Genomic DNA, 15405 nt, shown 5'->3' on the forward strand with positions numbered 1-15405 from the left:
ACGACGCGTCGGGCGGGGTGCCGGTGAGCCCGCCGGCCGGTGGGATGCCGGTGAGCCCGCCCGCCCCGCCGTACGGTGCCGCACCGGTTCCGCCCCCGCCCCCGCCGCCGCGCCGGAGCCGGGTCCGGCTGCTGACGGTGCTGGCCGCCGTGCTGGTGATCGCCCTGGCGGCCGTCGGGCTGGTCGTGGTCCGCCCCGGCCCGCTCGCCGGCTGGCTGGGCGGCGAGGCCGGCGCGCCCCGGGCGAGCGCCCAGCCACCCGAGCCCGACCCGCCCGCCGTGCTGGCCGGCCTCGACGCCAACGCGCCGCTGCCGACCCCCGACGGGGTACGCGCCGCGCTCGAACCGCTGGTCGGCGCCGCGGCGCTCGGTGACCGGGTGAACCTGTCGGTGGCCGACGTGACCACCGGCCAGCAGCTCTACGGTCGCGGCCAGGACACCCCCACCGTTCCCGCGTCGGTGACCAAACTGGCGACGGCCGTCGCGGTGCTGGTCGCCCGGGGGCCGGCGTACCGGATCCCCACCCGCGCGGTGGCCGGCGCGGCCCCCGGCGAGGTGGTCCTGGTGGGCGGCGGCGACCCGACCCTCGCGGTCGACAAGAACGGCTTCTACCCGAACGCGGCGCGGTTGGACGACCTCGCCGCCCAGGTCCGCAAGGCGCTCGGCGGCACCGCTCCGACGAAGGTCACGGTCGACTCGTCGCTGTTCAGCGGTCCGGTGTACGAGCCCGGCTGGGACGACGACATCCCCACCGGCGGGTTCGGCGCGGCGATCAGCGCATTGACGACGGACGCCGCCCGGAAGGACCCGGAGGGGGCCCGGAAGAACTTCGACGACACCCACGGCGCGGCCGAGCGGGTGCCCCAGCCGGACCTGACCGCCGGCCGGCAGTTCGCGAAGCTGCTCGGGCTCTCCGGCGCCGCCGCCGAGGTGAAGCGGGGCAGCGCCCCCGGCGCCTCGGCCGGGGCGGCGCCCGCGCCCGGCGCCGAGCTGGGCAAGGTCGAGTCGTTGCCGCTGGTCCGGCTGGTCGACATCATGATCAGCGACAGCGACAACGTGATCGCCGAGTACCTGGCCCGGCAGGTGGCCCTCGCCAAGGGCAAGCCGGCGTCGTTCGTCGGGGGCGCGGCCGCCACCGACCAGGTGATCGGCGAGCTGGGCCTGCCGGCCGACGAGATCAGCCTGGCGGACGGCAGCGGCCTGTCCCGGACCAACCGGATCAGCCCGTCGCTGCTCACCGACCTGATCACCCTCGCCGGCAACGGCAGCCACCCCGAGCTGGCGGCGATCTTCGGCGGACTGCCGGTCGGTGCCTGGTCCGGCACCCTCGGCGACCGCTACCAGGCGTCGGTGACCAAGGCCGGGGCCGGCGTGGTCCGGGCCAAGACCGGCACGCTGACCGGGGTCAACGCGATCGCCGGCCTGGTCACCACCGCCGACAACAGGCTGCTCACCTTCGCCGTGCTCACCGACCGGACCACCGGCAGCCTCGACGAGACCCGGGAGGCCCTCGACCGGATCAGCTCCGCGCTGGCCCGCTGCGGCTGCCGCTGACCGGCGCGACCGGCGTCGATCGGCGGGCGCGAGCGCAGGTCGGGGTGTCGCGGCGCGGGTACGGTGGGTTCATGGCGCAGTTCGTGGACTGGGATCTGGCCGCCGCCACCGCGGGGGCACTGGGCAAGTCGGGCCCCCGGGTGTCGTACGCCGAGGCCACCGACGTGGTCAGCGAGCTGCGACGGCTGACCGAGGAGGCGGCCGGGCACGTCGCCGACTACACCGGGCTGCGGGCCCAGGTCACCCACCCGCCCGTGCGGGTGGTCGACCGCCGGGACTGGGCGGCCGCGAACATCGCCGGGCTGCGCGAGGTGATCAGCCCGCTGGTGAACCGCCTCTCCGGGGACAAACGCCCCGGGCCGCTGACCGAGGCGATCGGCTCCCGGCTCACCGGGGTGCAGGCCGGGACCGTGCTGGCGTACCTCTCCGGCCGGGTGCTCGGCCAGTACGAGGTCTTCGCCGGCGACCCCGGCCAGCTACTGCTGGTGGCGCCGAACATCGTCGAGGTGGAGCGGAAGCTGGGGGCCGACTCCCGGGACTTCCGGCTCTGGGTCTGCCTGCACGAGGTGACCCACCGGACCCAGTTCACCGCCGTGCCGTGGATGCGCGCGTACTTCCTGAGCGAGGTGCAGGCGTTCGTGGACGCCGCGCAGGCGGGCGAACACCTGCTGGAACGGCTGCGCCGGGGGATCGCCACACTCTCCGACGCGGTGAAGGACCCGGACAGCCGGGCGAGCGTGCTGGACATCGTGCAGACCCCGGCGCAGCGGGCCGTGCTTGACCGGCTCACCGCGCTGATGACCCTGCTTGAGGGGCACGCCGAGTTCGTCATGGACGGCGTCGGCCCGCAGGTCATCCCGAGCGTGGAGTCGATCCGCGCGGCGTTCAACCGGCGCCGGGAGTCGGGCAACCCGCTGGAGAAGGCGATCCGCCGGCTGCTCGGCATCGAGGTCAAGATGCGCCAGTACGCCGAGGGCCGGAAGTTCGTGCACGGCGTGGTCGACCGGGTCGGCATGGCCGGCTTCAACAAGATCTTCGATTCGCCGCTGACCCTGCCCAGGCTGGACGAGCTGGGTGACCCGGACGCGTGGGTGGCCCGGGTGCACGGGCCGACCGGCGCCACCCCGGCCGCCTCCTGAGCGCGTGGCCGCGCTCGCCCCGCCGGTCGCCGCCGTCCGGGTCGCCGTCCGCCGGGCGTTGACCGGGCTGCCCGGGGACGGGCCGGTGCTGGTGGCCTGCTCCGGCGGCGCCGACTCGCTCGCGCTGGCCGCGGCCACCGCCTTCGTGGCGCCCCGCCTCGGCCGGCGCGCCGGCCTGGTGACCGTCGACCACGGCCTGCAACCCGGCTCGGCGGAGCGGGCCGAGGCGGTGGCCGGCTGGGCCCGCGAGCGGGGTCTGGATCCGGTGGAGGCGGTGCCGGTGCGGGTCGACGGGCGTACCGGAGGCCCGGAGGCGGCCGCCCGCGAGGCCCGGTACGAGGCGCTGGTCGCCGCCGGCCGGCGGCACGCGGCTATCGCGGTGCTGCTCGGGCACACCCGCGACGACCAGGCCGAGACGGTGCTGCTCGCGCTGGCCCGGGGCGCCGGCCCGCGCGGCCTGGCCGGCATGCCGGAGCGCCGCGAGCTGGCCGGGGTGCCGCTGCTGCGTCCGCTGCTCGACGTCTCCCGGGAGGACACCCGCAAGGCGTGCGCGGCGCTCGGGCTCACCCCGTGGGACGATCCGCACAACACCGACCCGGCGTACGCCCGCTCCCGGGTCCGGGCCGAGGTGCTGCCGGCGCTGGTCCGCGCGCTCGGCCCGGGGGTGGTGGACAACCTGGCCCGGACCGCCCGCCTGGTGGCGGCCGACGCCGCCGCCCTCGACGCCCGCGCCGCCGCCGCGCTCGCCGACGTACGGGCGGCCGGGGGCGGGCTCGCGGTCGAGGCACTGGCCGCGCTGCCGCCGGCGGTCCGCACCCGGGTGCTGCACGCCTGGGCCCGGGAACTGGGCGCCGTTCCGGCCGCCCTGTCGCACCGGCACGTCGCCGCGCTGGACGCCCTGGTCACCGACTGGCGCGGACAGGGCGCCGTGCACCTGCCCGGTGGGCTGCCGGTGTTCCGCCGCGACGGTCGCCTGACCACCTGACCCGGTGGCCGCCGGCCTCCGCGGCCCGCCAGTTCGCCGAGGTGGGGGTGACCTGGCACCGGGGATGCCGCCAGGTCGCCGAGGCGGAGAGGCGGACCGCGAAATCGCCGAGGTGGCGGTGACCGCCGGCCACTGATGCCCCCACATCGCCGGGGTGGCGGTGATCAGCGGGCCGGGGTCTCGCCGGGAGCCGCCGGAGGCGGTAGACAGGGCGGATGGCGTACCCCCGACAGCCGCTCCTCGCCCCCAACGGTGCCGTCGCGACCAGCCAGCCGCTCGCGGCGGCCGCGGGCCTGGCCGTGCTGCGGCGCGGCGGCAACGCCGTTGACGCCGCGCTGGCCACCGCGATCACCCTGACCGTGGTGCAGCCACCGTCGAACGACATCGGCGGCGACCTGTTCGCGATCGTCTGGGACGGCGAGCGGCTGCACGGGTTGAACGCCTCCGGCCGGTCACCCGCGGCGCTGACCCGGGAGCTGGTGCTGGCCGCGACCGACCGGCGGGGCGCGCCACCGGTCGACGCGCTCGGCGGCGCGCAGGCGGCCGGGCCGACCATGCCGGCCCGGGGCTGGCTGCCGGTGACCGTGCCGGGCGCGCCGGCCGGCTGGCGGGACCTGCACGACCGGTTCGGGTCGCTGCCCTTCGCCGACCTCTTCGCCGACGCGATCGGCTACGCCGAGCACGGCTACCCGGTCGCCGCCGGCACCGCCGCCACCTGGGCGCGCGGCGTCGCCGCCCACGACGGGCTGGTGGGCGCGGAGTACGCCGAGTTCCGCCGGGTGTTGACCGTGGGCGACCGGGCGCCGGGACCGGGGGAGCGGTGGCGCAACCCGGACGCGGCCGGGACGCTGCGGCGGATCGCCGACAGCGGTGCGGAGGACTTCTACCGGGGGCGGATCGCGGCGGCGCTCGACGGGCACGCGGCCCGGACCGGCGGGTTCGTCACCGGCGACGACCTGGCCCGGCACCGGTCCACCTGGGTGGATCCGGTGTGCGTCCGCTACCGCGGGCACGAGGTGTGGGAGCTGCCGCCGAACGGGCAGGGGATCGCGGCGCTGCTGGCGCTGGACATCCTGGACGGGGTGGACCTGGCCGCGCTGAGCCCGGAGGAACGGCTGCACTGGCAGATCGAGGCGGTGAAGCTCGGCTTCGCCGACGCGCACGCGTACGTCGCCGACCCGGAACGGGCGGAGGTGCCCACGGCGGCCCTGCTCGACCCGGCGTACGCGGCGGCCCGCCGGGCGCTGGTCACCGGGCGCGCGGGCGAGCCGGTGGCCGGCGAGCCGGAGCGCGGCGGCACCGTCTACCTCTGCACGGCGGACGCCCGCGGCATGATGGTCAGCCTGATCCAGTCCACCTACCTGGCCTTCGGCTCGCACGTGGTGCTGCCCGGGCACGGCTTCGCGCTGCAGAACCGGGGCCTCGGCTTCCGGCTCGACCCCGACCACCCGAACGTGGTGGGTCCGGCGAAGCGCCCGTTCCACACCATCATCCCGGGCTTCCTGACCCGGGACGGCGCCCCGGTCGGCCCGTTCGGCGTGATGGGCGGGCACATGCAGCCGCAGGGGCACGTGCAGTTGGTCTCCGCGACCCTGGACGACGGGCGCGACCCGCAGGCCGCCCTGGACGCCCCGCGCTGGTACTGGCACGCCGGGCGGACCCTGCTGGTCGAGCCGGCGCTCGACCCGGAGCTGGTCGCCGGCCTGCGGGCCCGCGGGCACGAGGTCACCGTCGCGGCGGAGCCGTCGGTCTTCGGGTACGGCCAGGCGATCTGGCGCTCACCGCCCGGCGGGTACGTGGCCGGGTCCGAGTCCCGGGTCGACGGCGCGATGCTGGGCTGGTGATCAGGCCTCGACCCGTTCCCGGAACGTGGTCCGGTAGGCGTGCGGGGTGGTGCCCACCCGGCGGGTGAAGTGGTGCCGCAGCGCCGCCGCGTCGCCGAAGCCGGCCTGGTCGGCGACGCTGTCCACGCTCAGCCGGGTCTCCTCGAGCAGCCGCCGGGCGAGCAGCACCCGCTGGTTGGTGAGCCAGTCGTGCGGGGTGGTGCCGGTCTCGGCGCGGAACCGGCGGGCGAAGGTACGCGGTGCCATGCCGGCCCGGGCGGCCAACTCGTCCACGGTCACCGACCGGTCCAGGTGGCCCATCAGCCACTCCAGCACCGGTTCCAGGGTGGGTGCCTCCGGCGCCTTCGGGATCGGTGCCTCGACGTACTGGGACTGGCCGCCGTCGCGGTGCGGGGGGACGACCATCCGCCGGGCCAGCCGGGTGGCGGCCGCCGAGCCGTGTTCCTGGCGGACCAGGTGCAGGCAGGCGTCGATCCCGGCGGCGGTGCCGGCGCTGGTCAGCAGCCGCCCGTCCTGGACGTAGAGGGAGTTGCACTGCACCCGGGCCGCCGGGAACCGGCGTTGCAGGTCGTCCACGTGCCGCCAGTGGGTGGTGCAGTCCCGCCCGTCGAGCAGCCCCGCCTCGCCCAGCACGTACGCGCCGGAGCAGACGCTGAGCAGCCAGGCGCCGCGGTCGGCGGCCCGGCGCAGCGCGGCCAGGACCGGCTCCGGGACGGGTGCCCCCTCGGCGTGCGCCGGCACGGCCACCAGATCCGCCTCGTCCACCGGGCTCAGATCGGCGTGCGGGGTGAGCAGGAAGCCGGAGCGGCTGCGGACCGGTCGGCCGTCGACGGTGCAGACGTCGAAGCGGTAGCCGGGGAAGCCGTCGGCCGTGCGGTCGGTGCCGAAAACCTCGGCGAGGACGCCGAGTTCGAACGCGGCGACCTGGTCGAGCGCGATGACGGCCACGGATCGGAGCATGTGACGAGGGTAACCCGACAGGTGGCAGGAAACCGATGCCCAGTGGCATTCCTGCCGCTGTCCGGGCCGGGAATCCGGGCGCAGACTGGATTACATCCGGTGCGCACCGGCGGCGAAACCGACATCAACCACATGAAAGTGAGCGCCGCCATGACCGTCCTGCTGCTCCTGCTCCTGCTGCTCTCCCTCGTCGTCGCGAGCGCCGCCGGGCTGACCGCGGACTCGCGGGACTCGGCCGACTGGAAGCCCACCGACGACGGCCGCCGGTGGAGCTCCCGTACCTGCTGAGGTGATTTGCCCATCCCGTGCCGAAAATCCCCTGGCGGGACCGCGCCAAAAGGGGCGGCCCCGCCGACGGAGGAGATCCGGCGTACGGCAGGCTAGGAGCATGGCTGACGGCTCCTGGTACGACGCCGACATCGACCACGTGATCATCTCCGAGGCGCAGATCCGCGAGAAGACCGCGGAACTGGCCAAGCAGGTCTCGGCGGACTACGCGCACGTCGACGACGGTCTCCTGCTCGTCTGCGTGCTCAAGGGCGCGGTCATGTTCATGGCCGACTTCGCCCGCGCGCTGGGTCGCCAGGGCCCGCCCGCCGAGCTGGACTTCATGGCCATCTCCTCGTACGGCCAGGGCACCACCTCCTCGGGCGTGGTCCGGATCCTCAAGGACCTGGACCGGGACATCGCCGGCCGGCACGTGGTGGTGGTCGAGGACATCGTCGACAGCGGCCTGACCCTCTCCTGGCTGCTGCGCTACCTGGAGTCCCGCTCCGCGGCCAGCGTCGAGGTGGTCGCCCTGTTCCGCAAGCCGGACGCGGTCAAGGTGCCCGTTCCGGTCAAGTACGTCGGCTTCGACATCCCGACCGAGTTCGTCGTCGGCTACGGCCTGGACTTCGGCGAGCGGTACCGGGAGCTGCCCTACGTCGGCGTCCTGAAGCCCGAGGTGTACGCCCGGGCCTGAGCTCCCCGCCGGACGGACCCGTCCGGGGAGACTCTGGTTACGTCAAGCGGACGTTCAGCGGGCTTTCAGCCTTCCGGTCTACGGTAGATGCCGGTGACGTGGAGGCACCCTCCATGCCCGATCCCTCGAACCGCGTGACCGGGCGGTTGGGCGGGCCGGGTGGGGAGCTCCCCGCCACGCCGGCTCAAACCCGGGTTCGCCGTACGCGTAAGTGCCGGGCTCGCGAGCTCACATCTGGCACGAACGGTGTACCGTCGAATGACCGCGGCGCGGCAGTAGGCGCGCCTCGGGGTCGGGGCCGGCCCGCACGGCGGCTGCGGCCGCCGCCCGAGGCGGCGACACCATTCAGACGGTCAGGACGTCGATCAGGAGGATGCGGGCGTCTCGATGCCCGACGACAGTATGGAACGTACGCGTTTCTTCCGCCGACCGGTGGTCTGGATCATCCTGGTCATCCTCGGCGCCGTTGTACTCAGTCAGCTGTTCACCGCTGGCCCCAGCTACCACCGGGTGGACACGTCGGTCGCGCTCGAGCAGCTCAACAAGGGCGGCATCGAGAAGGTCGTCTTCCAGGACAAGGAGCAGACGCTCCAGCTCGACCTGAAGGACAAGGCCAAGTTCGACGACACCACCACCGACAAGATCCAGGCACAGTTCCCGTACGAGGTGGGCAACCAGGTCTGGAACGACGTTCTCAAGGCCAAGGCGGACAACAAGATCACCGGTCCGGCCGACACCAAGGTGTCGTCGGACAGCATCTGGGTGAGCCTGTTGGTCAACCTGCTTCCGATCGCCCTGCTGGTGCTCCTGCTGCTGTTCTTCATGTCGCAGATGCAGGGCGGCGGCTCCCGGGTGCTCAACTTCGGCAAGTCCAAGGCCAAGATGATCACCAAGGACACGCCGAAGACCACCTTCGCGGACGTGGCCGGGGCGGACGAGGCCGTCGAGGAACTGCACGAGATCAAGGACTTCCTGCAGAACCCGGCGAAGTACCAGGCCCTGGGCGCCAAGATCCCCAAGGGTGTGCTGCTCTTCGGCCCGCCCGGTACCGGTAAGACCCTGCTCGCCCGGGCGGTCGCCGGTGAGGCCGGGGTGCCCTTCTACTCCATCTCCGGCTCGGACTTCGTGGAGATGTTCGTCGGTGTCGGCGCCAGCCGGGTCCGCGACCTCTTCGAGCAGGCCAAGTCGAATGCGCCGGCGATCGTCTTCGTCGACGAGATCGACGCCGTCGGCCGGCACCGTGGCGCCGGCATGGGCGGCGGCCACGACGAGCGGGAGCAGACCCTCAACCAGCTCCTGGTCGAGATGGACGGCTTCGACACCAAGGGCGGCGTCATCCTGATCGCCGCCACCAACCGGCCGGACATCCTCGACCCGGCGCTGCTGCGCCCGGGCCGCTTCGACCGACAGATCCCGGTCGACGCCCCCGACATGGAGGGCCGCAAGGCCATCCTGCGGGTGCACGCCAAGGGCAAGCCGTTCACGCCCGACGTCGACCTCGACTCGGTCGCCCGGCGTACCCCCGGCTTCAGCGGTGCCGACCTGGCCAACGTGATCAACGAGGCCGCCCTGCTCACCGCCCGCAAGAACCAGCGGGCGATCACCAACGACTCCCTGGAGGAGTCGATCGACCGGGTGATCGCCGGTCCGCAGCGCCGGACCCGGGTGATGAGCGACCAGGAGAAGAAGATCACCGCGTACCACGAGGGCGGGCACGCGCTGGTCGCCTGGGCGCTGCCGCACGCCGCGCCGGTGCACAAGGTGACGATCCTGTCCCGGGGTCGGTCGCTGGGCCACACCCTGGTCCTGCCGACCGAGGACAAGTACACCCAGACCCGGGCCGAAATGGTCGACACCCTGGCGTACGCGTTGGGCGGGCGGGCCGCCGAGGAGCTGGTCTTCCACGAGCCGACCACCGGTGCCGGCAACGACATCGAGAAGGCCACCCAACTGGCCCGCGCGATGATCACCCAGTACGGAATGAGCTCCAAGCTCGGTGCGATCAAGTACGGCACCAGCGGCGACGAGCCGTTCCTCGGCCGCAGCATGGGCCACGAGCGGGACTACTCGGACGCGGTGGCCGCCGAGATCGACGGCGAGATGCGGGCGCTGATCGAGCTGGCCCACGACGAGGCCTGGGAGATCCTGGTGGAATACCGGGACGTCCTGGACAACATCGTGCTCGAGCTGATGGAGAAGGAGACTCTCTCCACGGCCGACATGGCCCGGATCTGCGCCCGGGTGGCGAAGCGCCCGCCGATGGCCCCGTACCACGGCTTCGGCAAGCGCCAGCCCTCCACCGAGCCGCCCGTGCTCACCCCCGCCGAGAAGGAGGCCCTGAAGGCGCAGGCCCAGGCCGACGGCGCCTCGGTCGGCGGGTCCGCGAACAACTCGGACGGTACCCACTGAGCACCGACCCGACGGCCAGCTCCCCTAACCGGGAGCTGGCCGTCTCCGCGACCGAACCCGATGGCGAGGACGGCCTGGACTACGTCGCCGCGCGCCTGATCAGCGGCAAGCTGACCGGGCGCCCGGTGGAGGAGACCATCGACCTCGCGCGGATCGAGAAGGCGGTCCGGGAGATCCTCATCGCCGTCGGTGAGGACCCGGACCGGGACGGCCTCCAGCAGACGCCCGCCCGGGTCGCCCGCGCGTACGCCGAGCTCTTCGCCGGCCTGCGGGTCGATCCGGCGCAGGTGCTCAGCACCACCTTCGAGGCCAACCACGAAGAGCTGGTGCTCGTCCGGGACATCGACGTGATGAGCCTCTGCGAGCACCACCTGCTCCCGTTCCGGGGCAGCGCGCACATCGGCTACATCCCCGGGCCGGACGGCCGGATCACCGGCCTGTCCAAGCTGGCCCGGCTGGTCGAGGTCTTCGCCCGCCGACCGCAGGTGCAGGAGCGGCTCACCTCGCAGATCGCCGACCTGCTGATGAGCCGGTTGGCCCCGCGCGGCGTCGTGGTGGTGCTCGAGTGCGAGCACATGTGCATGGCGATGCGCGGCATCCAGAAGTCCGGCGCCAAAACGATCACCTCGGCGGTGCGGGGCACTCTCCAGCACGACGCCAAGTCCCGGGCCGAGGCGATGTCCCTGATCATCCCCCGCTGACCGCTCGACATTCCGACGGCCGCGTGCTCCCGCCCCGGAGCGCGCGGCCGCCGTCGTAGGGCGACTGCCCGGAGCAGGCGCCACTCTCCTGCGGCAGCCGGCGGAGCGCCCGTCGTCGTCCGGCGGCGGGCGGCGCTCAGGCCGCCAGCATGGCCAGGACGATCCCGGCGCTGGCCAGCACCGCCGGGACCAGGCACACCAACGCGCCGAACCGGGGGGTGCGGTCCACCCGGTCCGCCGGGCGGGGCCGGAACAGCCGCCCGACCGCCAGCCAGCCCACCATGAACGCGACCGCCGGCATCGGCAGCCCGGCCACCAGCGCCAGCACGCTCGCCGGGCTGGTGCCGGTGGCGAGGAAGAGCACCACCTGGATCAGCGGGACGATCAGCGCCAGCGGCCCGTACACCAGCAGGTTTCGGGGGCGCGCCGGCCACCGCGCCAGCCGGGGCAGGCCGCGCGCGGCAAGCGTGTCGTCGGCGGCGTCCGCCCACCCACGGGCGGTCCGCAGGCCGGCCAGCACCGCCGCCGGACCGGCCGCCATCGACCGGGCCGCCTCGGTCACCTCCGGCGGCGTCGGTACCAGCGAGATCGCCGGTACGCCCAGCTCCCGCAGCCGCGACTGCTGCGGGGCCAGCCGCTCCCGGACGGCAGTCAGCTCCTCCCGGGCCGCCGCCACCGACCGGGCCTGCTCGCTGGCGGCGGTCGCCGCCGCCCGGCGTACCCCGTCGAGCTGCCGGGCGGCGGCAACATAGTCCGCCCAGGCCGCCTCGGTCGGGTCGACGTCGGCCGTCGGTCCGCCGGACCGGGGCGTGGGCACGGGCGTGCCGGTCTCGCTCACGCCGTCGCCTCGCTTCGCTCCCCGGCGGCGCGCGGCGCCACGCTGCCGAGCCGAACGTCCGCGCTCACGGCACCGGCCCCTCCCCGAACGGCACCAGCACCGTCCCCTGCTCGCCCGGGCCGTCCCAGAGCATCGCCCGCCCTGGCCGGGGCCGCCACAGCACGGGCCGGTCGAAGAGCTGCTCCAGCCGGCTGCCCGGCACGTCGGTCACCACCACGGCGGTTAGCTTGTCCACCTCGCCCTCCGGGCCGAGCACCCCGACCAGCGGCCCCACCGAGCGCCACCAGCCGAGCAGGTGCCGCCCGGCCGGCGGCCCCTCCAGCAGCAGCGACCGCAGCCGATCGGGCGGCAGCGCGGCCGCGTCCGGCACGTCCAACCCGAACACCACGAGGTAGCCGGGCTCGTCCGCCTCGATCGCCGCCCGCAGGCCCGCCACGTCGACGGTGTCGACCTCGTGCCGCTCCGCCAGCTCGGCGGCGAGCGCCGCAGCCGGCTCGACCGACCCGTGCACCAGTGGTGCCAGCACGAACCGGGCCGCACCGTGATGTGCCGCCACGCTCCTCGCGGCGGTCAGCAGCAGCCGTTCCGCCTCCTCGTCCCGGCCCAGCACGGCGAGGTTCCGGCCGGCCGCCGGCCCGAGCGGTACGGCCACCGTCGAGCGGCGCACATCCACCGCCCGGCCCGGCAGCGCGGCCGGCGTGTGCGCCCGACCGGCCAGCGCGGCCCGGTAGCGCGGGTCGTTGGCGAGCAGCGGGCGCGCGTACCCGGCGAAGACCACCGGCGGGGTGGCGTTCTCGGGCCGGGCCGACCAGAGCCGGTGCCGCAGCTCGGCGAGGACCTCAAGATCCGCATGCGGGTCCGGGAACCGGATCATCCGCTCGTGGCCCCGAGTCGCCCCGCGCGGCCCGCCCAGCCCGCCGGCCGTGTTCACCACCGCGCTGCCCACCGGCAGGCCGGCGGCCGCGTCGTTCGTCGGCTCCAGCACCGCCGAGCCGCCGGCCAGCGCCACCCGGACCGGGAAATGGCCGAGCAACGGGTCGCGCGGGCCGCCGATGCCGAGGTCGCCCTCGCCGGCCAGGACCAGATGGATCCCGTACGCCCGGGCGGCGCGGGCCAGCGCGTCCAGCCGGGCCAGGGTGTCAGTGGCCAACCGGTCCCGCTCGTGCAGCAGCAAGGGGAAGTTGTCGATCACGCAGACGATCCGGGGCAGCTCCTGGTGCTGGCGCAGCTCTGGGTAGCGCTGCCCGCCGGCCCGCCGGCCGGCCTCCTCCCGGCGGCGCAGCTCCGCCGTCAGTTCGCCGAGCAGGTCCGCCACGTACTCCCGGTCGGCGGCCATTCCGGCGGCCCGGACCTGCGGCACCCAGGAGCGGTCCCGCTCGGTCTGGAGGAACTCCACGAAGGACTCGCCGTCGCCCAGGTCGGCCAGGTAGAGGGCCAGTTCGCCGGGGCCGTAGCGGGCGGACAAGCCGAACAGCACGTTGGTGAGGAACGCCGACCGCCCCGCCCCGGAACGGCCGCTGACCAGCCAGTGCGGGGTCAGCTCGGTGAAGCCGAGGCTGACCGGTCGCCCGGCGGCGTCACCGACCATGGTGGACAGCCCGTCAACCGCACTGTCGGCCCACAGTTCGCCCGCTGGCAGCAGGTCGGTCAGGGCGAGCCGGTTGCCGTCCTCGATCTGCCGGGCCAGCCGCAGGCAGACCCCGACGACCAGTTCCTCCGGCGGGTCCTCCGCCACGAAGACCGGGCAGTTGAGCCCGCCGGGCGGCTCCGCGCCCGGGCTGCTGAAGCCCGCGCCCGGCGGATCGCCGAGCAACGCGTACGCGGTGCGTACCGCCAGCGGGGTGGCCTGCGGCAGTGAGTCCCCCGCCGGCCAGCCGGCCACCACCAGGTGCAGCCCGGCCCGGTGCCCCTGGGCGGCCAGCTCCCCGATCCGGGAGAGGTCGGCGGAGGCCGTGCCGTCGGGCAGCGCGGCCACCACCAGTAGTAACGTACGGTCGTGCCCACGCTGCCGGGCCGTGCCCGCGGCCACCCACTGCTCGGCCTCGGTGAGGACCGTCCGGAGTCCCGCCACGTCGGTCGCCGGCGGGGGCAGCAGCCCGGCATCGCCGAGCGCCGCGAACCCGGCGAAGGTCGCCCCGGCACCGGTGCCGTCGACCGCGCGGGCCAGCAGGGCACCGGCCGGCGTCGCGGCGAACAGCCGGAGCAGGAGGGCCCGGAGCAGGCCGGCCACCCGCGGATCGTCGGCGCCGGCGTCAATGCTCAGATGTCCACTGCCGAACAGCGGCACCAGCGCGGGGAACCGGGCGTCGTCCAGTGGCGCGGCAGTGCCGACCCGGACGACGGGCGGCGGGCCGTCCCCGGGCGGGGTGGCCACGGCCAGGGTCTCCAGCGGATCGCCGGCCCAGCCGGGTGCGGCGAGGGCCGCGGCCGCTCGGAGCCGCTCCGCCAACTCGTACTGTCGGTGGTGGTCCGCGGGCGCCGGACGGATCTCGTCGAGGATGCCGGCGGCGGCGGCCGCGGCGGCCTCGGCCCGCCGGTGCAGCGCGGCGGCCCGACCGGCTCGCGCCTTCGGACTCGCCACCGCGTCCACCTCTCTTCCCGAGGCCGACATCTCCTCCCCGAGGTGTGACGGTATCCCAGCCGAGGGCCGTCCTCCGGGATGTCCGTCGGCGCTGCGCCGGTCTTTGCCGTGGTGGTGAGCCGGCTCACCCGATCCCGCCCGGCCGGGCCGCCGGGGGCGCCCACACCGGCGGCGGCCGGCCCGGCGGTTCGCCACGATCCGGGGATCTGGGGCATTGGGTACGCGGCGCGCAGCCGATAGCCTCAGGAGGTGGAATCAGTGCAGCCCCCCGCCGGTTCCCAGGTCTCCCGCGTACCGGCGCAGCGGACCCCGCCCGAGCAGTTGGCGCCGCCCGCGCCGGCCCCCGCACCGGAACGTCCGCGCCGGCCGCTGCGTACCGTCCTCACGGTCGTCGCCGGGGTGCTGGCGCTGCTCTGTGCCGGCGGCGCCGTCGTCGGTTTCGTGCTGTACGACCGCGCCACCGCGCCCGACCGCAGCAGCCCCGAGGTCGTGGTGGCCAACTACATCCAGGCCTTCCTGGTCGACCGCAACGACACGAAGGCGGATGAGTTCGCCTGCCAGAGCGGGGGCGACCTCGGTGATCTGCGGCTCCTCCGTGACGATCTCGTCGCGCGGGAGAAGAGGTTCGCCACCACGATCTCGGTGAGCTGGGAAAATCTCCGTGTGCAGCGGCAGGATGACGTCGCCAAGGTCCAGGTCGACCTCATCATCTCCACATTTGTAGACGGCCTTTCGCCAAGCGACCGGCAGGGCTGGAATTTCGTGACGCGACTCGGGGCTGACTGGCGGGTCTGCGAAGGAAAGCGTGCGGGCTGAAGGCCTCACTCGATCCACAGTAGGTGGATCGGGACCTCCAACGTGATCGGTGCCTGGCCGCGCCACGCCCACCGGTACCACTCCAGCTCCGGCGCCACCCGGACGCAGATGTCCCCGTCCGCGCCGGCGTAGGTCTCGGTCACCGCGCGGAGGTCGCGCTGCTCGGTCGCTCCCGTCACGTGCACCACGCGTCGGCCGGCCACCGAGTCCGCCTCGACGACCGGGGTGGGCGGGCGACGGGTGGGTGCGTCGAGGGAGACCAGCCGGAGACCTGACCCGGCCGGTCGGACCGCCGGCTCCCGCCCGCCCACCGTTTCCACCCAGACCCGTTCCACGGGCACCAGCGGCGCGAAGACCTCCACCTGCTCCGACTCGGCGCGGTACCACTCGTGCTCCGGGATGACCGGCACGTACGTCCGGCTGCCCTGCACCACCTGCTCGTCGGCGCGCAGGTCGCCGCGCCAGCCGAGGCCGGGCAGGCCGACCAGCACCCGGCGGCCCCGCAGGTCGACGCGGCCGGCGGCGGGGACGATCTCGACCGGTCGGGGCGGCCGCGGCGCCCAGTCGGGCTGGTCCGCGAAGGGGTCGGGCAGGGGATTGCTCATGTGCCGGCGA

13 protein-coding genes are annotated in these 15405 nt (G+C 74.6%); 9 read left to right on the plus strand and 4 right to left on the minus strand.

Annotated features, from left to right (window positions below; all coding sequences use genetic code 11):
- Positions 1-44: 44 nt before the first annotated feature.
- From dacB to ACFYM6_RS13690, 4 genes are all read left to right on the plus strand, one after another.
- The gene (gene dacB / locus ACFYM6_RS13675; RefSeq protein ID WP_387275565.1) at positions 45-1553 is read left to right on the plus strand and encodes a D-alanyl-D-alanine carboxypeptidase/D-alanyl-D-alanine-endopeptidase; all 1509 of its coding nucleotides are present in this window, start codon (positions 45-47) and stop codon (positions 1551-1553) included.
- A gap of 71 nt (positions 1554-1624) precedes the next feature.
- Positions 1625-2692 carry a zinc-dependent metalloprotease gene (locus ACFYM6_RS13680; RefSeq protein ID WP_357439501.1) on the plus strand — a complete coding sequence of 356 codons (1068 nt, stop codon included), beginning with the start codon at positions 1625-1627 and terminating at the stop codon, positions 2690-2692.
- A gap of 4 nt (positions 2693-2696) precedes the next feature.
- On the plus strand, positions 2697-3677 hold the full coding sequence (tilS, locus tag ACFYM6_RS13685; RefSeq protein WP_387275240.1) for a tRNA lysidine(34) synthetase TilS: 981 nt from the start codon (positions 2697-2699) through the stop codon (positions 3675-3677).
- A 215-nt stretch (positions 3678-3892) separates the two neighbouring features.
- A complete protein-coding gene (locus ACFYM6_RS13690) occupies positions 3893-5521 on the plus strand; it encodes a gamma-glutamyltransferase family protein (protein ID WP_387275242.1) in 1629 nt (542 codons plus the stop codon).
- On the opposite strand, the gene ACFYM6_RS13695 is transcribed toward ACFYM6_RS13690, so the two are convergent.
- Positions 5522-6481: a GlxA family transcriptional regulator gene (locus tag ACFYM6_RS13695; RefSeq protein ID WP_387275244.1), complete on the minus strand. Its 960-nt coding sequence runs from the start codon at positions 6479-6481 to the stop codon at positions 5522-5524.
- A gap of 132 nt (positions 6482-6613) precedes the next feature.
- On the opposite strand from ACFYM6_RS13695, the gene ACFYM6_RS13700 reads away from it, so the two are divergent.
- The 4 genes from ACFYM6_RS13700 to folE all read left to right on the plus strand — a co-directional run bounded on the left by ACFYM6_RS13700 (position 6614) and on the right by folE (position 10555).
- Positions 6614-6769 (plus strand): hypothetical protein, encoded by a 156-nt coding sequence (locus tag ACFYM6_RS13700; protein ID WP_387275589.1) that lies wholly within the window; start codon positions 6614-6616, stop codon positions 6767-6769.
- 100 nt (positions 6770-6869) lie between these two features.
- Complete coding sequence (hpt, locus tag ACFYM6_RS13705) at positions 6870-7445, plus strand: hypoxanthine phosphoribosyltransferase (RefSeq protein WP_073837711.1); 576 nt, start codon at positions 6870-6872, stop codon at positions 7443-7445.
- A gap of 402 nt (positions 7446-7847) precedes the next feature.
- Positions 7848-9854, plus strand: a complete 2007-nt coding sequence (gene ftsH, locus ACFYM6_RS13710; RefSeq protein ID WP_387275567.1) for an ATP-dependent zinc metalloprotease FtsH — start codon at positions 7848-7850, stop codon at positions 9852-9854.
- Positions 9855-9889: 35 nt separating this feature from the next.
- Positions 9890-10555, plus strand: a complete 666-nt coding sequence (gene folE / locus ACFYM6_RS13715; RefSeq protein ID WP_073837713.1) for a GTP cyclohydrolase I FolE — start codon at positions 9890-9892, stop codon at positions 10553-10555.
- Between the two features lie 136 nt (positions 10556-10691).
- On the opposite strand, the gene ACFYM6_RS13720 is transcribed toward folE, so the two are convergent.
- Together ACFYM6_RS13720 and ACFYM6_RS13725 are read right to left on the minus strand one after the other, a co-directional pair.
- Positions 10692-11393, minus strand: coding sequence for a hypothetical protein (locus tag ACFYM6_RS13720; protein WP_387275246.1), 702 nt, complete (start codon positions 11391-11393; stop codon positions 10692-10694).
- A gap of 64 nt (positions 11394-11457) precedes the next feature.
- Positions 11458-13983 carry an FtsK/SpoIIIE domain-containing protein gene (locus tag ACFYM6_RS13725; protein ID WP_387275248.1) on the minus strand — a complete coding sequence of 842 codons (2526 nt, stop codon included), beginning with the start codon at positions 13981-13983 and terminating at the stop codon, positions 11458-11460.
- Positions 13984-14232: 249 nt separating this feature from the next.
- Between ACFYM6_RS13725 and ACFYM6_RS13730 the strand changes: the two genes are divergently transcribed.
- Complete coding sequence (locus ACFYM6_RS13730; protein ID WP_387275569.1) at positions 14233-14790, plus strand: hypothetical protein; 558 nt, start codon at positions 14233-14235, stop codon at positions 14788-14790.
- A gap of 5 nt (positions 14791-14795) precedes the next feature.
- Here ACFYM6_RS13730 and ACFYM6_RS13735 read toward each other — a convergent pair whose 3' ends face one another.
- The gene (locus ACFYM6_RS13735; protein WP_387275250.1) at positions 14796-15395 is read right to left on the minus strand and encodes a hypothetical protein; all 600 of its coding nucleotides are present in this window, start codon (positions 15393-15395) and stop codon (positions 14796-14798) included.
- Between the last annotated feature and the right edge of the window lie 10 nt (positions 15396-15405).

The sequence above is a fragment of the Micromonospora sp. NPDC006431 genome (genome assembly GCF_042870725.1).
GTDB lineage: Bacteria > Actinomycetota > Actinomycetes > Mycobacteriales > Micromonosporaceae > Micromonospora.